Source organism: Streptomyces violascens (genome assembly GCF_014649955.1).
GTDB classification, from domain to species: Bacteria; Actinomycetota; Actinomycetes; order Streptomycetales; family Streptomycetaceae; genus Streptomyces; species Streptomyces violascens.
The window spans coordinates 148130-169977 of sequence record NZ_BMUA01000013.1; the positions used below are offsets into that span (position 1 = coordinate 148130).

Annotated in this window: 21 protein-coding genes; 14 read left to right on the forward strand and 7 right to left on the reverse strand. The window is 72.3% G+C overall.

Annotated features, from left to right (window positions below; genetic code table 11):
* Positions 1-9 precede the first annotated feature (9 nt).
* Positions 10-501, forward strand: coding sequence for a DUF6099 family protein (locus IE206_RS24585; RefSeq protein ID WP_189965564.1), 492 nt, complete (start codon positions 10-12; stop codon positions 499-501).
* A gap of 133 nt (positions 502-634) precedes the next feature.
* On the opposite strand, the gene IE206_RS24590 is transcribed toward IE206_RS24585, so the two are convergent.
* Positions 635-880, reverse strand: a complete 246-nt coding sequence (locus tag IE206_RS24590; RefSeq protein WP_189965713.1) for a hypothetical protein — start codon at positions 878-880, stop codon at positions 635-637.
* 247 nt (positions 881-1127) lie between these two features.
* Between IE206_RS24590 and IE206_RS24595 the strand changes: the two genes are divergently transcribed.
* The 5 genes from IE206_RS24595 (at position 1128) to IE206_RS24615 (ending at position 7190) form a co-directional block, all read left to right on the forward strand.
* Positions 1128-2057 carry an LLM class F420-dependent oxidoreductase gene (locus tag IE206_RS24595; RefSeq protein WP_189965565.1) on the forward strand — a complete coding sequence of 310 codons (930 nt, stop codon included), beginning with the start codon at positions 1128-1130 and terminating at the stop codon, positions 2055-2057.
* 2 nt (positions 2058-2059) lie between these two features.
* Positions 2060-3031 (forward strand): homocysteine S-methyltransferase, encoded by a 972-nt coding sequence (gene mmuM / locus IE206_RS24600; RefSeq protein ID WP_189965567.1) that lies wholly within the window; start codon positions 2060-2062, stop codon positions 3029-3031.
* A gap of 230 nt (positions 3032-3261) precedes the next feature.
* A complete protein-coding gene (locus IE206_RS24605; protein ID WP_189965569.1) occupies positions 3262-4494 on the forward strand; it encodes an arginine deiminase in 1233 nt (410 codons plus the stop codon).
* Positions 4495-4578: 84 nt separating this feature from the next.
* The gene (argF, locus tag IE206_RS24610) at positions 4579-5604 is read left to right on the forward strand and encodes an ornithine carbamoyltransferase (RefSeq protein ID WP_189965571.1); all 1026 of its coding nucleotides are present in this window, start codon (positions 4579-4581) and stop codon (positions 5602-5604) included.
* 143 nt (positions 5605-5747) lie between these two features.
* On the forward strand, positions 5748-7190 hold the full coding sequence (locus IE206_RS24615) for an amino acid permease (RefSeq protein ID WP_189965573.1): 1443 nt from the start codon (positions 5748-5750) through the stop codon (positions 7188-7190).
* Here the strand turns inward: IE206_RS24615 and IE206_RS24620 are convergent.
* Positions 7165-7605, reverse strand: coding sequence for an ATP-binding protein (locus IE206_RS24620; protein WP_189965575.1), 441 nt, complete (start codon positions 7603-7605; stop codon positions 7165-7167). The two genes, IE206_RS24615 and IE206_RS24620, sit on opposite strands and share 26 nt — an antisense overlap.
* Positions 7606-7909: 304 nt before the next feature.
* Here IE206_RS24620 and IE206_RS24625 point away from each other — a divergent pair, with 304 nt between their 5' ends.
* The 3 genes from IE206_RS24625 (at position 7910) to IE206_RS24635 (ending at position 11682) form a co-directional block, all read left to right on the forward strand.
* Positions 7910-8737 carry an enoyl-CoA hydratase family protein gene (locus IE206_RS24625; protein ID WP_189965577.1) on the forward strand — a complete coding sequence of 276 codons (828 nt, stop codon included), beginning with the start codon at positions 7910-7912 and terminating at the stop codon, positions 8735-8737.
* 2 nt (positions 8738-8739) lie between these two features.
* Entirely contained in the window at positions 8740-11037 is a 2298-nt protein-coding gene (locus IE206_RS24630) for a bifunctional salicylyl-CoA 5-hydroxylase/oxidoreductase (protein ID WP_189965699.1), read from the forward strand.
* 189 nt (positions 11038-11226) lie between these two features.
* Complete coding sequence (locus IE206_RS24635; RefSeq protein ID WP_189965579.1) at positions 11227-11682, forward strand: tellurite resistance TerB family protein; 456 nt, start codon at positions 11227-11229, stop codon at positions 11680-11682.
* Positions 11683-11792: 110 nt separating this feature from the next.
* Here IE206_RS24635 and IE206_RS24640 read toward each other — a convergent pair whose 3' ends face one another.
* Genes IE206_RS24640 through IE206_RS24655 form a run of 4 tightly spaced genes read right to left on the reverse strand, consistent with a single transcriptional unit; the run spans position 11793 to position 15630 of the window.
* The gene (locus tag IE206_RS24640; RefSeq protein ID WP_189965581.1) at positions 11793-12755 is read right to left on the reverse strand and encodes a M56 family metallopeptidase; all 963 of its coding nucleotides are present in this window, start codon (positions 12753-12755) and stop codon (positions 11793-11795) included.
* A gap of 4 nt (positions 12756-12759) precedes the next feature.
* Positions 12760-13119 carry a BlaI/MecI/CopY family transcriptional regulator gene (locus IE206_RS24645; protein ID WP_373300978.1) on the reverse strand — a complete coding sequence of 120 codons (360 nt, stop codon included), beginning with the start codon at positions 13117-13119 and terminating at the stop codon, positions 12760-12762.
* An 8-nt stretch (positions 13120-13127) separates the two neighbouring features.
* On the reverse strand, positions 13128-14009 hold the full coding sequence (locus tag IE206_RS24650; protein ID WP_189965586.1) for a PaaX family transcriptional regulator: 882 nt from the start codon (positions 14007-14009) through the stop codon (positions 13128-13130).
* A 4-nt stretch (positions 14010-14013) separates the two neighbouring features.
* Positions 14014-15630 (reverse strand): AMP-binding protein, encoded by a 1617-nt coding sequence (locus IE206_RS24655; protein ID WP_189965588.1) that lies wholly within the window; start codon positions 15628-15630, stop codon positions 14014-14016.
* Between the two features lie 132 nt (positions 15631-15762).
* Here IE206_RS24655 and IE206_RS24660 point away from each other — a divergent pair, with 132 nt between their 5' ends.
* Complete coding sequence (locus IE206_RS24660; RefSeq protein WP_189965590.1) at positions 15763-16872, forward strand: acyl-CoA dehydrogenase family protein; 1110 nt, start codon at positions 15763-15765, stop codon at positions 16870-16872.
* Entirely contained in the window at positions 16869-17267 is a 399-nt protein-coding gene (locus IE206_RS24665; protein WP_189965592.1) for a RidA family protein, read from the forward strand. Before IE206_RS24660 ends, IE206_RS24665 begins: the two co-directional genes overlap by 4 nt.
* Before the next feature lie 12 nt (positions 17268-17279).
* On the opposite strand, the gene IE206_RS24670 is transcribed toward IE206_RS24665, so the two are convergent.
* Positions 17280-18650: an aminopeptidase P family protein gene (locus IE206_RS24670; protein ID WP_189965594.1), complete on the reverse strand. Its 1371-nt coding sequence runs from the start codon at positions 18648-18650 to the stop codon at positions 17280-17282.
* A gap of 264 nt (positions 18651-18914) precedes the next feature.
* On the opposite strand from IE206_RS24670, the gene IE206_RS24675 reads away from it, so the two are divergent.
* The 3 genes from IE206_RS24675 to IE206_RS24685 are packed head-to-tail and all read left to right on the forward strand — an operon-like array spanning position 18915 to position 21822.
* Positions 18915-19823 carry a dihydrodipicolinate synthase family protein gene (locus IE206_RS24675; RefSeq protein ID WP_189965596.1) on the forward strand — a complete coding sequence of 303 codons (909 nt, stop codon included), beginning with the start codon at positions 18915-18917 and terminating at the stop codon, positions 19821-19823.
* A 20-nt stretch (positions 19824-19843) separates the two neighbouring features.
* Complete coding sequence (locus IE206_RS24680; RefSeq protein WP_189965598.1) at positions 19844-20845, forward strand: proline racemase family protein; 1002 nt, start codon at positions 19844-19846, stop codon at positions 20843-20845.
* Entirely contained in the window at positions 20842-21822 is a 981-nt protein-coding gene (locus IE206_RS24685; protein WP_226599768.1) for an ornithine cyclodeaminase family protein, read from the forward strand. Before IE206_RS24680 ends, IE206_RS24685 begins: the two co-directional genes overlap by 4 nt.
* Positions 21823-21848 lie beyond the last annotated feature (26 nt).

A 21848-nucleotide genomic window follows, 5' to 3' on the forward strand; every position in this document is an offset into this window, starting at 1 on the left:
GGAAATCGGATGGATGCGGTACGGCTCGTCAAACTCAGCCAACACACCCTGGCCCAGAGCAGGGCAGTGCTCGACATCGTCGGCGAGGCCTGGCAGGCACAAGCCCTCGCCCAGGCGATCGGCGGCCACCTCGCGGCCACCGGCCCGCCGGAACTGAGGGGCGAAGCCCGCGGCCTCAGCGAAGCCGGCGGCCGGGGCTGCGCCGTCCTCGACCACCCCGGCATGCGCCGCGGCGGCATCCGGGCCGCCCAACTGACCGAAGTGGCCGATGCCGCAGGCGCGTTGACATCCCTGGGCGCCCTGCTCGGCGACGTCTCGATGGCCCTCGTCTCCGTGGCCTGCGCCACCGACGAGGAGGGCCTGTACTGGCAGTGCATAGAGGCCATTGACGCCGCCGACGAATCGAGCGACCGCATCCGCGGAATGCTGCGCCGGCTCGCCTTGCGAGAGCAGGAGAGATCGGGCGAAGTGCTGAGAGACACGGCCACGGGGCCGCCGTGAGGGGGGCGGGGGACGGGGAGCGGGGCTCTGCGCGCTCTGGCACGTTCTGCCGCTGCCGCTGCCGCTGCCGCTGCCACCGTTGCCGTGGCCGTGGCCGGACGACCGCCCCCCAGGGTTTACCCGGCCCCGACTGTCAGCGGTTCTCGCGGTCCTCGTGCTGTTCGCGCTCCTCGTTCCCGTACGCCTGCTGCGCCTCGCCCGGGCCGTCGGCGGGCGGCGTGCGGTCGGTGGTGGACTGGAGGTCCGCGTCGAGCTGCGTCAGATCGGCATTCAGCGCCGCCATCAGCTCTTCCATCTGCTGGAGCAGCCCCTTCGGCGCACCCTTCCGTTCGGCGGCGGGCTGCGGCCCGGTCTCTTCGGGCACGGCTTCCTCGGACATGGCGGCCTCCTCGGCCCAAGCCCTCCCGCAGGGCGGACAGGGCGGAGAATCGCTCGACGCACCACAGGGCCGCCGACACGCGGGCCGGGCGGTCCGGCTCCCCCCGAGCCAACGACTGGTTGACGCCAACGTCACTGGTCAGAAGGGGCGCGAGCGGGCGGCTCGACGAATGTTCACCCGACCGAGCTGCCGTGGGGCGAGTGGCGGAGGCGAGGTTGACGGCGGCCCAACGGTGCAGGATGGAGGTATGGATCTTCGCATCTTCACCGAGCCCCAGCAGGGCGCCGGCTACGACACTCTCCTGACCGTCGCCAAGGCCACCGAAGACCTCGGCTTCGACGCCTTCTTCCGCTCCGACCACTACCTCCGGATGGGGTCCGCCGACGGACTCCCGGGCCCGACCGACGCCTGGATCACCCTGGCCGGACTCGCCCGCGAGACCAAGCGGATCCGGCTCGGCACCCTGATGACCGCCGGCACCTTCCGGCTGCCGGGCGTCCTCGCCATCCAGGTCGCCCAGGTCGACCAGATGTCGGGCGGCCGGGTCGAACTCGGCCTGGGCGCCGGATGGTTCGAGGACGAGCACAAGGCGTACGGCATCCCGTTCCCGAAGGAGAAATTCGCCAGGCTGGAGGAACAGCTGGCCATCGTCACCGGACTCTGGTCCACCGAAGTGGGCCACACCTTCGACTACCACGGCACCTACTACCAGCTCAGTGACTCGCCCGCGCTGCCCAAGCCCGCGCAGGCCAAGGTGCCCGTCCTGATCGGCGGGCACGGGGCGACCCGCACGCCGCGGCTCGCCGCCCAGTACGCCGACGAATTCAACATCCCGTTCGCCTCCATCGAGGACAGCGAGCGGCAGTTCACCAGGGTGAAGGCGGCCGCCGAGGCCGCCGGACGCAGGGCGGACGACCTCGTGTACTCCAACGCGCTGGTCGTCTGCGTGGGCAAGGACGACGCAGAGGTGGCCCGCCGGGCCGCCGCGATCGGACGGGAGGTGGAGGAACTCAAGGCCAACGGACTCGCGGGCTCGCCCGCCGAAGTCGTCGAGAAGATCGGCAAGTACGAGGCGACCGGCTCGTCCCGCATCTACCTCCAGCTGCTCGATCTCGACGACCTCGATCAGCTCGAACTGATCTCCTCGCGGGTGCTGCCGCAGCTGACCGGAGCCTGACCGTGCGGCCCGCCCGGACACTCGCCGCGGCCCTCGCGCAGGGACCGGTCGTCCTCGACGGCGGCCTCTCCAACCAACTGGAGGCCCAGGGCTGCGACTTGAGCGACGAGCTGTGGTCGGCCCGGCTGCTCGCCGACGACCCGCGGCAGATCCAGGCCGCGCACACGGCGTACGTACGGGCGGGCGCCCAGGTCGTGACCACCGCCAGCTACCAGGCCACGTTCGAAGGCTTCGCCCGCCGAGGGCTGAGCCGTAGCGAGGCCGGGCGACTGCTGGCGGAGAGTGTGCAACTGGCGCGTGGAGCTGGGGAGTTGGACGGGGGCGGGGAGGGGTGGGTGGGGAGGGGGAGGGGGGAGGCCCCCCGAAGCCCTGCCCAGCCCCCCGAATTCTGGGTAGCCGCCTCCATCGGACCCTACGGCGCGTTCCTCGCCGACGGCAGCGAGTACCGCGGGCGTTACGGGCTGAGCGTGCGCGAGCTGGAGCGGTTCCACCGGCCGCGGATCGAGACGCTGGCGGCGGCGGAGCCCGATGTCCTCGCGCTGGAGACGGTCCCGGATGCGGACGAGGCGGAGGCGCTGCTGAGGGCGGTCGACAGGTGCGGCGTGCCGGTGTGGCTTTCGTACAGCATCGCGGGCGGGCGCACTCGGGCCGGTCAGGATCTGGCCGCGGCGTTCGGTCTTGCGGCGGGCCATGACCAGGTGATCGCGGTCGGGGTGAACTGCTGCACCCCTGCCGATGCCGACCGGGCGGTGCCGCTCGCGGCGTCGGTCACGGGCAAGCCGGTGGTGGTCTATCCGAACAGCGGCGAGCGCTGGGACGCGGAGCGGCGCGGCTGGGCGGGCGGCACGACGTTCGACGCGGGGCGGGTGGGGGACTGGGTGGCGTCCGGGGCGCGGCTCGTCGGCGGCTGCTGCCGGGTCGGGCCGACGGAGATCGCGGAGCTGGCGGCCCGGGTGCGGGGTTGGTCGGCGTGAGGAACGGGCAGTCCCGCCGCTGTAGGCGTGGTGGGTGCAGGTGCGGTACCGGCTCCCGCTGGGGACGTCGTGGGAGGCGTCCGGCCGGAGCACGCCGAGCGGGCTGATGACGAGCCCGCCTCGTCATCAAGCCTTCCGCGAGCCGCCCGAGCCGACCCCCTTACCCCGCCCCGGCCCGGCGCCTGGCGCTTCGCCGGGTGAGTGGCCCCGCCGCGGGACAGGATGGGGGCATGGGATTTCATGTCGATTCCGAGACCGGGCGGCTGCGCCGCGTCATACTCCACCGGCCAGACCTCGAGCTGAAGCGCCTTACGCCCAGCAACAAGGACGCGCTGCTCTTCGACGACGTTCTGTGGGTGCGCCGGGCCAGACAGGAGCACGACGGTTTCGCGGACGTGCTCCGCGACCGGGGCGTCCAGGTGCATCTCTTCGGTGATCTGCTGCGCGAGTCGCTGGAGATCCCGGCGGCCCGCGCGCTCGTCCTGGACCGGGTCTTCGACGAGAAGGAGTACGGGCCGCTCGCGACCGGGCATCTGCGGGCGGCCTTCGGTGAACTGCCCGCCGCCGACCTCGCGGAGGCGCTGGTCGGCGGGATGACCAAGCGGGAGTTCCTGGAGGGGCATCCGGAGCCGACGTCGGTGCGTTTCCACGCGATGGATCTGGACGACTTCCTGCTCGGCCCGCTGCCGAACCACCTCTTCACGCGCGACACCTCGGCCTGGATCTACGACGGCGTCTCGATCAACGCGATGCGCTGGCCGGCCCGGCAGCGCGAGACCGTCCACTTCGAGGTGATCTACCGCCATCACCCGCTGTTCACGGGCCCCGAGGCGGGCCCGTTCAACATCTGGTCGCGGGGCCAGAGCGACTACCCGTCCACCATCGAGGGCGGTGACGTCCTGGTGATCGGAAACGGCGCCGTGCTGATCGGAATGAGCGAGCGGACCACCCCGCAGGCCGTGGAGATGCTGGCCCGCGGCCTGTTCGCGGCGGGCTCGGCCCGGACCATCGTGGCGCTCGACATGCCGAAGCGGCGGGCGTTCATGCACCTCGACACGGTGATGACGATGGTCGACGGAGAAACCTTCACTCAGTACGCGGGCCTGGGCATGCTCCGCTCGTACACGATCGAGCCGGGCGCGGGCGAGCAGGAACTCAAGGTCACCGACCATCCTCCGGAGCACATGCACCGCGCGATCGCGGCGGCGCTCGGCCTCGACCGGATCCGGGTGCTCACCGCCACCCAGGACGTGCACTCCGCGGAGCGCGAGCAGTGGGACGACGGCTGCAATGTGCTCGCGGTCGAGCCGGGCGTGGTCGTGGCGTACGAGCGCAATGTCACCACCAACACGCATCTGCGCAAGGAGGGAATCGAGGTGATCGAGATCCGGGGCAGTGAGCTGGGGCGGGGGAGGGGAGGCCCGCGCTGCATGAGCTGTCCCGTCGAACGCGATGCCGTATAGTGATGCGCTCTTACGTATATACTTCCAGTGTTGCATCCCGTTCATGGCCCAGCCGTCCCCCTACCCGCCCCAGGAGCAGCCACCATGGCGACAGATCTCGCAGGCCGCCACTTCCTCAAGGAGCTGGACTTCACGGCCGAGGAGTTCCTCGGGCTCGTCGCGCTCGCCGCCGAACTCAAGGCCGCCAAGAGGGCGGGCACCGAGGTCCAGCGGCTGCGCGGCCGCAATGTCGCGCTGATCTTCGAGAAGTCCTCGACCCGCACCCGCTGCGCCTTCGAGGTGGCTGCCGCCGACCAGGGTGCGTCGACGACGTACATCGACCCGGCCGGTTCGCACATCGGCAAGAAGGAGTCCGCGCGCGACACCGCCCGCGTCCTTGGCCGGATGTTCGACGCGATCGAGTTCCGGGGCGATGCGCAGGAGACCGTCGAGACCCTCGCCGCGAATGCCGGCGTGCCTGTCTACAACGGTCTGACCGACGACTGGCACCCGACCCAGATGCTCGCCGACGTCCTCACCGTCACCGAGCACAGCGACAAGCCGCTGGGCGAGGTCGCTTTCGCCTATCTGGGTGACGCCCGCTTCAACATGGGCAATTCCTACCTGGTCACCGGCGCGCTGCTCGGCATGGACGTCCGCATCGTGGCGCCCAGGGCGTACTGGCCGGCCGAGGAGATCGTCGCGCAGGCCCGCGAGGCGGCCGGGGCGAGCGGCGCCCGGATCACCCTCACGGAGTCCGTCGAGGAGGGCGTCGCCGGTGCGGACTTCGTGGCCACCGACGTGTGGGTGTCGATGGGCGAGCCCAAGGAGATCTGGGCCGAGCGCATCAAGGCCCTCGCGCCGTACGCCGTGACCATGGACGTGCTGCGCGCCACCGGCAATCCGCGCGTCAAGTTCCTGCACTGTCTGCCCGCCTTCCACGACCTCGGCACCCAGGTCGGCCGCGACATCCACGAGCAGTACGGCCTGACCGAACTCGAAGTCACCGACGAGGTCTTCGAGTCGCCCCACTCGGTCGTCTTCGACGAGGCCGAGAACCGGATGCACACCATCAAGGCGGTCATGGTCGCCACGCTGGGGGACCGGCAGGGAATCAAGGGCGCCGAATAGGAATGCGCCCGATTGGGTGAACATGCGCCGGGGTGGCTACTATGTCGCTTCTTGGTGGGGTCCGAGCTCGCACGCTCGGGCCCCGCTTTCTTTTGTGCGGCCCCTGCCAGGCCGTTGTGCAGACCTGAAATGAGAACCACCCCATGCGGCGCCCCCACCTCGCCCCCCGCCCTTCCCCCGCACTGCGCATCAAACCGCCGCGCCGGCTGATCGCCGAATCCGGCGCCGACCTCGAAGGACACGGCCTGCGCCGCACCATGGGGCTCTTCCAGCTCGTGTGCTTCGGCGTCGGCGCCGTCGTGGGCACCGGCATCTTCGTCGGGCTCTCCGACAGCGTCGCCAAGGCGGGCCCCGCCGTGGTCCTCTCCTTCGTGCTCGCCGCGGTGACCTGCGTCTTCACCGCGTTCTCCTTCGCCGAGCTCGGCGGCGCGATCCCGGTTTCCGGCTCGTCGTACTCCTTCGCGTACGCGACGCTCGGCGAGCGCACCGCGTTCCTGGTCGGCTGGTGCCTGCTGCTCGAGTACGGCGTCTCGGTGTCCGCGGTCGCCGTCGGCTGGAGCCAGTACCTCAACGAGCTCCTCAGCAGCCTCGTCGGGTGGCAGCTGCCGGCCGCGCTCTCCGCGGGGCCCGGCGACGGCGGGGTGATCAACCTGCCGGCCATCGTGGTCATCCTGCTCGCCGCGACACTCCTGGTGCGCGGCGTCAGGGAGAGCGCGCGGGCCACCGCCGCAATGGCCGTGCTCAAGATCGGGATCCTGCTGCTGTTCCTCGCGATCGCGTTCACCGCGTTCAAGGCGGGCAACCTCTCGCCGTTCGCGACGCACGGCGCCGGCGGGGTCACCGCGGGCGCCTCGCTGGCCTTCTTCTCGTACATCGGGTTCGACGCGATCACCACGGCCGGTGAGGAAGTGAGGAATCCGCGCAAGAACGTGCCGATAGCAATCATGATCTGCATCGGTCTGGTCACGCTGCTCTACTGTGCGGTCGCCGTGGCCGCGATCGGCGGGCTCGGCGCGGATGCGGTCGGCGACAAGCCCGCCGCGCTCTCGCTGATCGTCAACCACGTCACCCACTCGACGTTCGGCGGCGGCGTCATCGCGTTCGGCGCGGTCGTCGCCATCGCGTCCGTCGTGCTCGCCGTGATGTACGGGCAGACCCGCATCCTGATGTCGATGTCCCGCGACGGCCTCGTCCCGCGGGTCTTCGAGCGGGTCTCGGCGAAGACCGCGACGCCGGTGGCCAACACCTGGATCGTCGCGCTGGTCTTCGCGGTCCCGGCGGCGTTCGCCTCCCTGGACGCGGTGGTCAACCTGACCACGATCGGCACCCTCGCCGTCATGGCCGTCGTCAACATCGCCGTCATCGCGCTGCGCCGCAGCGAGCCGGACCTGAAGCGCTCGTTCCGGGTGCCGCTGTACCCGGTCAGCCCGATCCTGGGCGTCGGCTTCTGCCTCTATCTGATGTACGGGACCGGCTGGGCGACCTGGGTGCAGTTCGCCGTGTTCCTGCTGGCCGGCGCGCTGGTGTACGCCTTCTACGGGCGCAGCCGCTCGCGCCTGGTCAGCTCCGACGACCCGGCAGCGTGAACCAGACCGCCTTGCCGTGCGCGGTGGGGCGGTGTCCGCAGGCCGAACTCAGCGTGCGGATGAGCAGCAGGCCGCGGCCGTGCTCCTGCCACGGGTCCGGGTGGCCGTCCGTCCCCGGCGCACAGAGATCGCCGGGCGGCAGCGGCGAGCCGTCGTGCACCTCGACCTGACAGCCGGATGCGAGCAGCTCCACCACCAGCTCGATCGGCGCCTCGCCCACGGTGTGCTCGACGGCGTTGGCGACGAGCTCCGCGGTGAGCAGCTCGGCCGTGTCGCTGTCGGCGGGCGCGTCGATGTCCGCGAGCGCGGTACGCACCAGGGCGCGGGCGATCGGCACGGCGGCCGTGGTGCGGGGGAGCGCTATGCGCCACGCGGACGGCGTGGCGTCGCGGTCGGGGCCGGAGGGCTCGGGCACGGCGGAATGTTCCGTTCGGGGTGCGGGGCGTTGTCGGGTCTGCAGGAGGGCGTTGCGCCGCCTGGCGACGCCGGGGCGCGAGGGGTCGTCCTGCTTTCAACCTTACGAAGCCGAGGTGCGGCCCGGTAGGGGACCCCGGCCGGTGCGGCCGGGCCGTGGGGCATCGGCGCGAAGGACCTTGGCCTCTGGCCCCGCTCGCAGGCGTATCGCGTAGTCGTGACGACAGTCACACATGAGTGATACCTTCGTCGGGCAGGCAGAAGAGGTGGCGGCACCTGCCGTCCCGCCGAAGGAGGCCGCCCGGATGAGCCCCTTTCCCAGCTCCGCATCGCCCACCGAAAACTGGCGCCATCTGCGGCTCACGGTGGCCGACGGGGTCGCGACCGTCACCCTGGCCCGGCCGGAGAAACTCAACGCGCTGACCTTCGGCGCCTACGCGGACCTGCGCGACCTGCTCGCCGAGCTGTCCAGGGAGCGCTCCGTGCGCGCCCTGGTCCTGGCCGGCGAAGGGCGCGGCTTCTGCTCGGGCGGCGACGTCGACGACATCATCGGCGCCACCCTGTCGATGAACACCGCCGAGCTCCTCGACTTCAACCGCATGACCGGCCAGGTCGTCCGGGCGATCCGCGAATGCCCCTTCCCGGTGATCGCCGCGCTGCACGGCGTCGCGGCCGGCGCGGGCGCGGTACTCGCACTGGCCGCCGACTTCCGCATCGCCGACCCCTCCGCGCGGTTCGCCTTCCTCTTCACCAAGGTGGGCCTGTCGGGCGGCGACATGGGCGCGGCCTATCTGCTGCCCCGCGTCGTCGGCCTCGGCCACGCCACCCGGCTGCTCATGCTGGGCGATCCCGTACGCGCCACGGAGGCCGAACGGATCGGCCTGATCAGCGAGTTGACCGACGAGGGCCGCGCGGACGAACGTGCCGCGGAGCTCGCCCGCCGCCTTGCCGACGGCCCCGCCCTCGCCTACGCACAGACCAAGGCGCTGCTCACCGCGGAGCTCGACATGCCGCTCGCGGCCGCCGTGGAAATGGACGCGGCGACCCAGGCCCTGCTGATGAACGGCGAGGACTACGCCGAATTCCACGCGGCCTTCAGCGAGAAGCGGGCCCCGAAGTGGCAGGGACGTTAGCGATGCCCGCCGCGCACACCGAGGGCTCCCCCCTGCGGATCGCCGTCATCGGCGGCGGCCCCGGCGGGCTCTACGCCGCGGCCCTGCTCAAACGCCTCGGCCCCGACCGCGAGATCACCCTGTGGGAGCGCAACGCCCCCGACGACACCTTCGGCTTCGGCGTCGTGCTCTCGGACGAGACCCTCGGCGGGATCGAGCACGCCGACCCGGCCGTCTACCGGGCGCTGCGCGCCGAGTTCGTCCGGTGGGACGACATCGACATCGTGCACCGGGGGCGCACCCTCACCTCCGGCGGGCACGGCTTCGCAGCCCTTGGACGGCGCAGGCTCCTGGAGATCCTGCACGAGCGCTGCAAAGCCCTCGGCGTCGAGCTGCGCTTCCGCACCGAGGCGCCGCCCGCCGCCGAACTCGCCACCGCCTACGACCTGGTGGTCGCCGCGGACGGGGTGCACAGCCTCACCCGCGAGGCGCACGCCGACCACTTCGCGCCGCGCATCACGACACACCGCTGCCGCTATATCTGGCTCGCCGCCGACTTCGCCTTCGACGCCTTCCGCTTCGAGATCGCCGAGGCCGAACACGGCGTGATGCAGTTGCACGGCTACCCCTACTCCGCCGGCTCCTCCACCGTCATCGTCGAAATGCGCGAAGAGGTGTGGGCGGCCGCCGGATTCGACACGCTAGACGAAGGCGCCTCGGCCGACTACTGCGCCAAGATCTTCACCGACGCCCTCGGCGGACGGCCGCTGCGCGGCAACAACTCCTCATGGACCGCCTTCCGGACCGTCGTCAACAAGCGCTGGTCGCACGGCAACACGGTGCTCCTGGGTGATGCCGCGCACACCGCCCACTTCTCCATCGGCTCCGGCACCAAGCTCGCCGTCGAGGACGCCCTGGCCCTTGCCGCGTGCATCGAGGAGCAGCCCGACCTGCCCGCGGCCCTCGGCGCGTACGAGAGCGAGCGCCGGCCCGTCGTCGAGTCGACGCAGCGTGCGGCCGCCGCCAGCCTGCGCTGGTTCGAGGAGGTCGAGCGCTATCTCGACCAGCCCGCCCGGCAGTTCGCCTTCAACCTCCTCACCCGCAGCCGCCGCGTCACCCACGACAACCTGCGGCTGCGCGACCCCGGTTTCACCGACACCGTCGAGCGGGAATTCGGCTGCCCGCCGGGCACCCCGCCCATGTTCACCCCCTTCCGGCTGCGCGGCCTCCAACTGAAGAACCGTGTGGTCGTCTCGCCCATGGACATGTACTCCGCCGTGGACGGCGTCCCCGGCGACTTCCACCTCGTCCACCTCGGCGCCCGCGCGCTCGGCGGCGCGGGCCTGGTCATGACCGAGATGGTGTGCGTCAGCCCCGAAGGCCGCATCACCCCCGGCTGCGCCGGCCTCTACACCCCCGAACAGGCCGCGGCCTGGCGGCGGATCGCCGACTTCGTCCACCAGCAGGCGCCCGGTACCGCCTTCGGCGTCCAGCTCGGCCACTCCGGGCGCAAGGGCTCGACCAAGCTGATGTGGGACGGCATGGACGAGCCGCTCGACACCGGCAACTGGCCGGTCGCCGCCGCCTCCCCGCTCCCGTACCGGCCGGGCGTCAACCAGGTCCCGCACGCGCTGGGCCGCGCGGGGCTCACCGAGATCCGCGAACAGTTCTCGGCCGCTGCCCGGCGGGCCGCCACCTGCGGATTCGACCTCCTCGAACTGCACTGCGCACACGGCTACCTGCTCTCCGGATTCCTCTCCCCTCTCACCAACCAACGGACCGACGGCTACGGCGGTTCCCTCGCCGGCCGGCTCCGCTTCCCCCTCGAAGTGTTCGACGCGGTGCGCGCCGGCTGGCCCGCCGACAAGCCCATGACGGTCCGCATCTCCGCCACCGACTGGGCCGAGGGCGGCACCACCGCCGACGACGCGGTCGAGATCGCGCGGGCCTTCGCCGCGCACGGCGCCGACGCCATCGACGTCTCCACCGGCCAGGTCGTCCCCGATGAACGCCCCGAATACGGGCGCTCCTACCAGACCCCGTACGCCGACCGGATCCGCAACGCACTCGGCATCCCGGTCGTCGCGGTCGGCGCCATCTCGTCCTGGGACGACGTCAACTCCCTGCTGCTGGCGGGCCGCGCCGACCTGTGCGCACTGGCCCGCCCGCACCTGTACGACCCCCACTGGACGCTGCACGCCGCGGCCGAGCAGGGCTATGCGGGCCCCGGAGCGAGCTGGCCGCCGCCCTATCGCGCGGGCAGCCGCAAGCCGCCGACCGGCCGTACGGACGCCCCGAGGCCACGGCTCAGCCTGAACTGACGCACCCGCAGGTACGGGCCGGAACTGACGCACCCGCAGGTACGGGCCCGGGCGGGGCCCCTGCGGGAACGCCCGGCCCGGCCGCCGCACGCCCGCGCCGAAAACACTCAGGAACCCCGGGAACCATTCACGAAGCCCGTCAGTTTCTACATTGCTGTAGAAGTTTGACGACATGCATGGAGAAGCACCATGGCCCTCTGGGACCGCCTCAAGGAATCCGCCACGACGATGCAGACGCAGCTCGTGGCCAAGAAGAACGACCTGAAGAGCGGCGCCTTCCGCGACGCGAGCATGGCGATGTGCGCCCTGGTCGCCGCAGCCGACGGCTCCATCGACGCGTCCGAGCGGCGCCGGGTGGCCCAGCTCATCGCATCCAACGAGGTGTTGCAGAACTTCCCGGCCGCCGATCTGCAGCGCCGATTCGACGACGGGCTCGACAAGCTGGCCGCCGACTTCGACTTCGGCAAGGTGGGCCTGCTGCAGGAGGTCGCCAAGGCGAAGAAGAAGCCCGCCGAGGCGCGCGCCGTCATCCAGATAGGCATCGTCATCGGCGGTGCGGACGGCGACTTCGACAAGACCGAGCAGGCCGTCGTCCGCGAGGCCTGCTATGCGCTCGGGTTGTCGCCGGTCGAGTTCGACCTGTAGCCGTCGCCGCGGGCGGGGAGCCGCTCGCGAGCCGGGGCGCGGGGCCGTGGTTACGCCCTCGGGATGGCTCGTCAGCGGTACCGCGCCCGCGCCTTCTCCGGGCGGCCCGGCTACAACGCCGAAGTCGCGCCCCGCAGAACCGTGACCAGAACCAGCGTCGCGTTCGCCGAGGACAGGGCCGAGGCCGCCGCGCCCGCCGTGGCGGTCCACAGGGCGAGCCCCGCTGCCGTGCCCGCGGGCGGCCAGGCGCGAGCCGGCGGCACCGGCCGCAGCAGCGCTGCCACCCTGCGCGGCACGGGCCCCGGCGCCGGCCCGGCCGCGAAGGCGGGCAGCGGCGGCACCCCGCGCAGGCCGCGGCCCGGGCCGGAGGCCAGCGCCGCCTTGCCGATGGCGCGCGCCACCACCCTGCGGTCGCCCACCGCACGGGCCGCGTCCTCGTCCGCCCAGCGTTCCGCCGTGAAGGCCACAGCCGAGCGCAGCGGGCGCAGGAACGGATTGGCGCGCGCGGCAAGACCGGCCACCAGGAGGAACCGATGGTGACGGCCCGTCAGATGGGCTTCCTCGTGGGCGATCAGGGCCTCGCGCTCGCGGGCGTCGAGGAGGTCCAGCATCCCGCTGGACACCACGACGCGCCCACGCCCGCGAGGCCCGCCGGGCAGTGCGTACGCATAAGGCCGCTCGTCCGGCAGTACGGCCCGCCGGGACGGCGGCAGTCCGGTCAGCGCACGGGCGGCCCCGGCCCGCACCCGACCATGGCGCCACAGGAGGTGACCGCAGGCCAGGGCAACGGCGGCCAGCACCAGGAGCGCGGCCTGCCCGACCGCCTCGTCGTACGGCACCACCGCCCGGACCTCCGGATCGGCCCAGGCGTCCGGCAGCGGATTGCCGGGCAACTGCGCGGTTCCGGCCACCATGAGAAGGAGGAGGCACAGCGTGCTGCACACCGCGAGCACCCCGCCCACCAGAGACAGGACCCGCGTCGCCGTGCGCGGATGCAGCCGTGGACCCGCGAGCCGGGCGATCGGCCAGGCGGTCAGCGGCAGCACGAGCGGCAGGACGACGAACACACCCACCGGATCAGTCCCCGGCCCCGCCGAGCAGTTCGCGCAGCAGCTGTTCGTCGTCCGGCGAGAGGTCGGTGACGAAGCTGGCGAGCACCGCTCCCCGGTCCCGCTCGGCGTCGAGCACCTTGCGCATCCGGCGGGCCGCGAGCCCCGCCTCGTCGGCCGGAATCCACACGAAGGAGCGGCCCGCGCGCTCGCGGGCCACCGCCTGCTTGGTGTGCAGCCGGGTCAGGATCGTCACGACGGTCGTATAGGCGAGCGGCTCGCCGAGCCACTCCTGCACCCAGCCCGCGGTCACCGGACCCGGCGCCTCCCGCAGCGCCGCGAGCACCCGCGCCTCCAGCTCCCCCTGCCCCCGGCGGGGGCGCCTCATCTGCTCCGTCACGTCGTCATCGTACGAGGCGGCCGCGGCCCCCGGCCCGGCAGCGCACCCCGTACGAACGCGGCGCCCGGCTCTCGGAGCAGCTCATGAAGTCGGCCGAACACCTCGGCGGAGCGCCCGCCCGGCCAGCCGCCGGGCAGGAGTTCGGCGGGCAGCCCCGGGTCGGCGTACGGCAGCCGGCGCCAGGAGTCGAGCGCGAGGAGGTAGTCGCGGTAGGCGGCCTCGGCGCCGGAGCCGGCATCGGTGGGGGCGCCGGGCCGGGTGTGGGCCCGCGACTCCCAGGTGCGCAGGACCGGTTCGTGCCGGTCGAGGAAGTCCTCGTGCTGCTTGGCGATGGCCGGCAGGTCCCACCAGCGGGCGACGGCCTCCGCGGTGGGCGCGAAACCGAGGTGCTCGCCCCTGAACAGGTCGACGTACGGGGCGAGCTGGAGGCGTTCCAGGGTGTGCCGGGTCTCGTCGTACAGCCGGGCCGGAGCGAGCCACACGCCCGGCGCGGCCGTGCCGAAGCCGAGGCCTGCCAGGCGCGAGCGCAGTACGTGCCGCTTGCTGCGCTCCGACTCGGGGACGGAGAACACCGCGAGCACCCAGCCGTCCGAGGCCTGCGGAGAGGGGTGGGCGTAGATGCGCCGGTCGCCGTCGTCCAGGAGCTGGCGTGCGCCGGCCGACAGGGCGTAGCCGGCCGTGCCCGCGGCGGTGGGCTGCGCCACGAGCAGCCCGCGCCGTTTGAGCCGGGACACCGACGAGCGCACGGAGGGCGCGTCGACACCGACCGCCGCGAGCAGCCGGATCAGTTCGGCGACCGCGAGGGAGCCGGAGGTTTCGCGCCCGTAGGCGCCGTACAGAGTCACGATCAACGATCGGGGAGTGTGCAGCTCGGCCACGTGATCACTCTAGTTCCCGCAGCCGGAAGCGCTGGAGCTTGCCGGTGGGCGTGCGCGGGAGCGCGTCCAGGAAGACGATCTCGCGCGGGCACTTGTACGGGACGAGCTCGGCCTTCACGAAGTCGCGCAGCAGGGCGACCGTGCCCTCGTCGCGGGCCGCCCCCGGCCGCAGCACGCAGTATGCGACGACGACATGGCCGCGCCGTTCGTCGGGGCGTCCCACCACCGCGGCCTCCGTGACGTCGGGGTGGCGCAGGAGCGCGTCCTCGACCTCGGGGCCCGCGATGTTGAACCCGGCCGAGATGATCATGTCGTCGGCGCGGGCCACATACCGGAACCAGCCGTCGCTCTCGCGCACATAGGTGTCGCCGGTGACGTTCCAGCCGTCTCGTACGTACTCGCGCTGCCTCTCGTCCGCGAGGTAGCGGCAGCCGACCGGGCCGCGCACGGAGAGCAGCCCGGGCTCGCCGTCGGGGACGGGCTGCCCCTGCCCGTCGACGATGCGGGCCTGCCAGCCGGGCACGGGCCGGCCGGTGGTGCCGGGCCGGATGTCCTCGTCCGCAGCGGAGATGAAGATGTGGAGGAGTTCGGTGGCGCCGATGCCGTTGATGATGCGCAGCCCGGTGCGCTGCTCCCAGGCCCGCCAGGTCGCCGCCGGAAGGTTCTCGCCGGCCGAGACGCAGCGCCGCAGTGCGCCGAGGTCGTGGGCGTCGAGTTCCTCCAGCATGGTCCGGTACGCGGTCGGCGCGGTGAACAGGACCGAGACGCGGTGCTCGGCGAGGGCGGGCAACAGTTGGCGCGGGCCCGCCTGTTCGAGCAGCAGGGCCGAGGCGCCGGCCCGCAGCGGGAAGATCACCAGGCCGCCGAGCCCGAAGGTGAAGCCGAGCGGCGGGCTGCCCGCGAACACGTCGTCGGGGGTCGGCTTCAGGATGTGCCGGGCGAACGTGTCGGCTATGGCGAGCACATCGCGGTGGAAGTGCATACAGCCCTTGGGGCGTCCGGTCGTGCCCGAGGTGAAGGCGATCAGGGCGACATCGTCCGCCGAGGTGTCCACCGCGGTGAACCGCCCGGTCGGCGCCCGCTTGACCAGGTTCAGCAGATCGCCGGGCCCGTCACCCCCGTACGCCGTGATGCGCAGGCCCGGCACCTCGGCCTGCTCCAGATCGGCCAGGACGCGGGCGTCGCACAGTGCGTGGCTGATCCGCGCGATGGAGCACATCACGCCCAGTTCGTGGGCGCGCTGCTGGGCCAGTACGGTGACGGCGACCGCGCCCGCCTTCATCACCGCGAGCCAGCACGCGGCCAGCCACGGTGTGGTCGGCCCGCGAAGCAGCACCCGGTTCCCGGGCACCACGCCGAGCTCGCCGGTCAGGACGTGGGCGATCCGGTCGACGCGGTCGCGCAGCTCCCGGTACGTCCAGACCTCGCCGTGGCCGGTGCGGAAGACGGGGCGGTCCGGGCCGAAGCGCTCGATGGTGGCGTCGAGGAGTTCGGCACCACAGTTGAGCCGCTCGGGGTAGTGCGGCCCCGGCGGGCCGAGGACCAGGTCCGGCCACTGGTCGGTGGGCGGCAGATGGTCGCGGGGAAAGGTGTCGGCGTGCGCTGAGTTCTTCAGCTCCATACGGGATCGCCCCCTTGTCGCCTCTGGAGCGTATCGTTTGGATGACGACAGTCAACAGTTCGCGATAGGGCGTTCCCTGTCGTGGTCGGAGCCGAGTGGGACAGTCGGAACCCGAGTGGGAAAGGGGTGGCCATGCCCGGATTCGCGCTGGAGCCGGACCAGCTGGAATGGTGCGGGGAACTGCGGGTGCTCGCCGGGGCGCGGCTGCGCCCCCTTGCGGACAAGGGTGAGCCAGGCCGGGTCAACCGGCCACTCGTCGAGGCGCTCGGCGAGCACGGGCTGCTCGCCCGGCTCTTCGGATCCGGCGCGCTCGATCTGTGCCTGATGCGCGAATCGCTGGCGTACGCGTGCACCGAGGCGGAGACCGCGCTCGCCCTCCAGGGCCTCGGCGCGCACCCGGTCGCCGCGTACGGGACGGCCGCGCAGCGGGGGCGCTGGCTGCCCGAGGTGACGGCGGGCCGCGCGGTCGCGGCCTTCGCGCTGAGCGAGCCGGGCGCGGGCTCGGACGCGGCCGCGCTCAGCCTCAACGCCGCCGAGAGCAACGGGAGTTGGCGCCTCACCGGTGAGAAGTGCTGGATCTCCAACGCCCCCGAGGCCGACTTCTACACCGTCTTCGCCCGTACGACCGCCGGCGCCGGGGCGCGCGGAGTGACGGCCTTCCTGGTGCCCGCCGACCGGCCGGGGCTGACCGGTGCCGCGCTCGACATGCTCTCCCCGCATGCCATCGGCAGCCTCGACTTCGACGGCGTACCCGTGAGTGCCGACGATGTCCTGGGCGAGGTGGACCAGGGCTTCCGGGTCGCGATGAACACGCTCAATCTGTTCCGGCCGAGCGTCGGGGCGTTCGCCGTCGGCATGGCGCAGGCGGCGCTCGATGCGACGCTCGCGCACACCGCCCGGCGCACCGCGTTCGGCGGCCCGCTGGGGGACCTCCAGGCCGTCGCCCACCGGGTCGCCGACATGGCGACGCGGACCGAGGCGGCCCGGCTCCTGGTGTACGCGGCGGCCGCCGCCCACGACCGGGGCGACGCGGGCATCGCGCGCGGCTCCGCCATGGCGAAGCTGTTCGCCACCGAGACCGCGCAGTACGTCGTCGACGCGGCGGTCCAGCTCCACGGCGCCCGCGCGCTGCAACGCGGGCACCTGCTCGAACACCTCTACCGTGAGGTCCGCGCACCCCGCATCTACGAGGGGGCGAGCGAAGTGCAGCGCACGATCATCGCGAAGGAGCTGTACCGGTGAGCCTCGACCGAGTGAACCCCGGCGCGCTGTCTCCGGCGACGGGGTTCAGCCACGCCGTCGTCGCGACGGGGTCGCGCGTTGTCTTCCTCGCCGGGCAGACCGCGCTCGACGCCGACGGCAAGGTGGTGGGGGCCACCCTGCCCGAGCAGTTCCGCACCGCGCTGACCAACCTCCTCGCGGCGCTGGCTGCGGCGGGGGGTTCGCCGGGGGACCTTGCGCGGGTCACCGTGTACGCGACCGATGTCGCGGCCTACCGGGAGCAGGCGCGCGAACTGGGGTCCATCTGGCGGGAGTTGGCGGGGCGTGACTATCCGGCGATGGCGGTGATCGGGGCCGTTCGGCTGTGGGACGCGGAGGCCCTGGTCGAGCTGGACGGGTTCGCGGTCCTGGAGTAACCCCACCCGGAGTCACCCCTCAAGCAGCTCACCCATCCACTCCTCCACCCCCGCCACCGACCTCGGCAGGGCGTTCGACATCAAGTGCGCGCCATGCTCGGTGACGACCAGGTCGTCCTCGATGCGGACGCCTATGCCGCGCAGTTCGGGCGGCAGGGTCTCGTCGTCCGGCTGGAGGTAGAGGCCGGGCTCCACCGTGAGGACCTGGCCCGCCTCCAGAACGCCGTCCAGGTAGGTCTCGCCGCGGGCCTTCGCGCAGTCGTGGACGTCCAGGCCCAGCATGTGCCCGCTGCCGCACAGCGTGTAGCGGCGGTGCAGCTCGCCCGAGGCGCTCTTCAGGACGCCCCACTCCGCGAGGCCCTCCGCGATCACCCCCATCGCGGCCCGGTGGAAGTCGCGGAAGGCGGCGCCCGGCCGCAGCGCCGCGATGCCCGCGTCCTGCGCGGCCAGGACGAGTTCGTACACCTGGCGCTGGACGGGGGAGAAGCGGCCCGACAGCGGCAGGGTGCGGGTGATGTCGGCGGTGTACAGCGTGTCGGTCTCCACGCCCGCGTCGAGCAGCAGCAGCTCCTGGGCGTCGAGGCGTCCGTCGTTGCGGATCCAGTGCAGTACGCAGGCGTGCGCCCCGGACGCGGCGATCGTCTCGTACCCCGTGCCGTTGCCCTCGGCGCGGGCCCGCGTGCCGAAGACGCCTTCGAGCAGCCGCTCGCCGCGCGGGTGGGCCAGCGCTCGCGGCAGGGAGCGTACGACGTCCTCGAAGCCGGCGGTGGTGTGGTCGACGGCGAGCTGGAGCTGGGCCACCTCCCAGGCATCCTTGACCAGCCTCAACTCGGAGAGCGCGGTGGCCAGTTCCGGGTCCGTGGCGGCGTTGCGGCCGGGGGCCGCGGCGTCCAGCTCGTCCACGTGGACGCAGCGGATGCCCGTCAGGCGTTCGGTCTCGGCGAGGTCGGGGCGGCGGCCCACCCAGAACTCGCCGTACCTGCGGTCGCGGTAGAACTCGTCGTCGCCGTCGGCGCGCGGCGAGCGGGGCCGCAGGTAGAGCACCGCCTCGTGCCGGGACCCGGACGGCTCCAGGACCAGGACGTGTCCGGGCTGGTCCTCGCCGGTGAGGCCGGTCAGCCAGGCGTACGCGCTGTGCGGGCGGAAGCGGTGGTCGCAGTCGTTGGTGCGGACCTTCAACTCCCCGGCGGGCACGATCAGCCGCTCGCCCGGGAAGCGGGCCGCAAGCCGCGCCCGGCGGCCCGGCATGACGTCGAATCCGGGCACCCGGGCGTCCCGGGGCAGCGGAGTCGGGGCCCAGCCGCCGCTCATGAACGCGGCGAGTTCAGGGCCGATGGGAAGGTCGTGGCTGCCGGTGTTGAGGCGTGCGGGGCGCTCGGCCATCGGGTCTCCCGGGGTGAGGGGACGGGCAGGGGTGAGTGCGCCGGAGTGCATGAACGAAGGGGTGCATGGGCGCACAGTGCAATTTCACATTACTATGTCACAGCTCACAAGCCATCCCGTGGGCTTCCTGGAGCGCATTCAAGGGCGTGCGCACGTGCCGTGCGGGGGCGATTGGGTCCGGCCGGATCGGGACTTGGTCCGGACCCTTGTGGGCGCCCGCCATCCATCAGTAAAATGTCACACACCACACTAGGGAGTTCGACCATGACGTCTGCAGCACCCCAGCGCATCCGGCCCTGGCACGGAATCCTCGTCGCGACCGCGCTTCCCCTGCGCTCCGACCTTTCCGTCGACTTCACCTCCTATGCCCAGCACGTGCGCTGGCTCATCGACAGCGGCAGCGACGGTGTCGTGCCGAACGGCTCGCTCGGCGAATACCAGACCCTCTCCGACGAGGAGCGCTCGCGCGTCGTGCACACCGCCGTCGAGGCGGCGGGCGACGGCGACCGCGTCATGGTGGGCGTCGCCGCGTACGGCAGCACCGAATCCCGCCGCTGGGCGGAGCAGGCCGCCGAGGCCGGCGCGGGCTCCGTGCTGCTGCTCCCGCCCAACGCCTACCGCGCCGACGAGCGCTCGGTGCGCGCCCACTACGCCGAGGTCGCCAAGGCGGGCCTGCCCGTCGTCGCCTACAACAACCCGTACGACACCAAGGTCGACCTGACGCCCGCGCTGCTCGCCCAGCTGTACGCCGACGGCAGCATCGTCGCCGTCAAGGAGTTCAGCGGCGATGTGCGCAGGGCCTACGAGATCGCCGAACTCGCCCCGGAACTCGACCTGTTGGCGGGCGCCGACGACGTCCTGCTCGAACTCGCCCTGGCCGGAGCGGTCGGCTGGATCGCCGGCTACCCCAACGCGCTGCCCGCCGCCTGCGCCGAGCTCTACCACGCGGCCGTCGCGGGCGACCTCGCCACCGCCCGTCCCCTCTACCGTGCGCTGCACCCCCTGCTGCGCTGGGACTCCAAGACCGAGTTCATCCAGGCCATCAAGCTCTCCATGGACCTGGCAGGGCGTCCCGGCGGACCCGTTCGGCCGCCCCGCCAGCCGCTCACCGCCGAACAGGACGCCATGGTGCGCGCCGCCACCGAGAAGGCGCTCGCCGAAGGCCACAAGTAGCCCTGAAGGGAGGCGAATCCATGCGGACCCGACACGTCTACCACGCCGTCGACTCGCACACCGAAGGCATGCCGACCCGCGTCATCACCGGCGGGCTCGGCGTCATTCCCGGCGCCACCATGGCCGAGCGGCGCCTGCACTTCATGGAGCACCTCGACCACATCCGTACGCTTCTGATGTACGAGCCGCGCGGCCACGCGTCGATGAGCGGAGCGATCCTCCAGCCGCCGACCCGGCCCGACGCGGACTACGGCGTCCTCTACATCGAGGTCTCCGGCCTGCTTCCGATGTGCGGACACGGCACGATCGGCGTGGCCACGGTGCTGGTGGAGACCGGAATGGTCCCGGTCACCGAGCCCGTCACCACGGTGCGCCTGGACACCCCGGCCGGCCTGGTGAGCGTGGACGTGCGGGTCGAGGACGGCGAGGCCCGCTCCGTCACGCTGACCAACGTCCCCGCGTTCTGCCTCGCGCTCGACCGCAAGGTGCAGGTCCCGGGCCTCGGCACGGTCACCTACGACCTGGCGTACGGCGGCAACTTCTACGCCTTCGTCGAACTCGAAGAGCTCGGCCTGCCCTTCGCGCGGGACCACAAGGACGCGCTGCTCGCCGCCGGGCTCGACATCATGGCCGCCATCAACACCTCGGACCGGCCGGTGCACCCCGAGAACCCGGAAATCGCCGGAGTGAAGCACGTCTACCTGGCCGCCCCCGGCTCCGACGCGACGCGCTCACGCCACGCCATGGCGATCCACCCCGGCTGGTTCGACCGCTCGCCGTGCGGCACCGGGACGTCCGCGCGGATGGCCCAACTGCACGCGCGCGGCGAACTCCCGCTCCACCGCGACTTCACCAACGAGTCTTTCATCGGTACGGAGTTCACCGGCCGTCTGGTCGGCGAGACCAGTGTGGGAGGGCTCCCCGCGGTCGTGCCGACGGTCACCGGCCGGGCCTGGATCACCGGCACCGCCCAGTACTTCCTCGACCCGTCCGACCCGTTCCCGGAGGGCTTCCTGCTGTGATCCACCTCGGCGCGGACGACCTCGCGGCGCTGCTCACCCCGGCAGCGGCGACCGAAGCCCTGGCCACGGCCCTGCGCGAGGGCCTCGACCCGGAGCGGTGCCCGGCCCGGTCCAACGTCCCCGTTCCGGCGGGGGAGTTGCTCATCATGCCGGCCGCTTCCGCCACGTACGCCGGCGTGAAGATCGCGGGGGTCGCGCCCGCCAACCCGGGTCGCGGCCTGCCCCGCATCACCGGCAGCTTCCTCCTCCTCGACGGGCCGACGCTGCTGCCCCTCGCCCTGCTCGACGCGGCCGCGCTGACCACGGTGCGCACCGCGGCCGTCTCGGCCCTCGCGATCGACGCGCTCGCCGAACCGGACGCGGCCCGCCTGGTCCTGTTCGGCGCGGGCCCCCAGGCGTACGCCCATCTCGAATCAGCCCTGAACACAAGGGAGTTGACCCATGTGACGGTTGTGTCGCGGACGGGCGAGGCGGCCGAACGACTGGTGACGTACGCCCGCGAACTCGGTCTGGAGGCCCGCCCCGGCGACCCCTCGGACGTATCGGTCGCCGATCTCGTCATCTGCTGCACCACCGCCCACGAGCCGCTCTTCGACGGCAGCCGCATCCCCGCCCACGCCACGGTCGTCGCGGTCGGCTCGCACCAGCCCGCGGTACGCGAGACGGACTCGGAGCTGGTGCGCCGCTCCTCGGTCTGGGTGGAGGCCCGCACGGTCGCCCTGCGCGAGGCGGGCGATCTGCTGATCCCGCTGTCCGAGGGCGTGATCGGCGAGGGCCACATCGCGGGGACTTTGGCTGATCTGGTGCGGGGCAAAACCAAGCCGCCCGGGGACCGCCCGCGCTTCTTCAAGAGCGTGGGCATGGCCTGGGAGGATTTGGCGGTGGCGGCGGCCGTGCACCGGGCGTCAACTCCCGTGCGGGCAGTGCCGGTTGGGGCGGAAGTGCGCGGGCTCGAACCGCCCGACGGGGGAAGGTGAGATTGTACGCTGAGCCTCCGCGGATC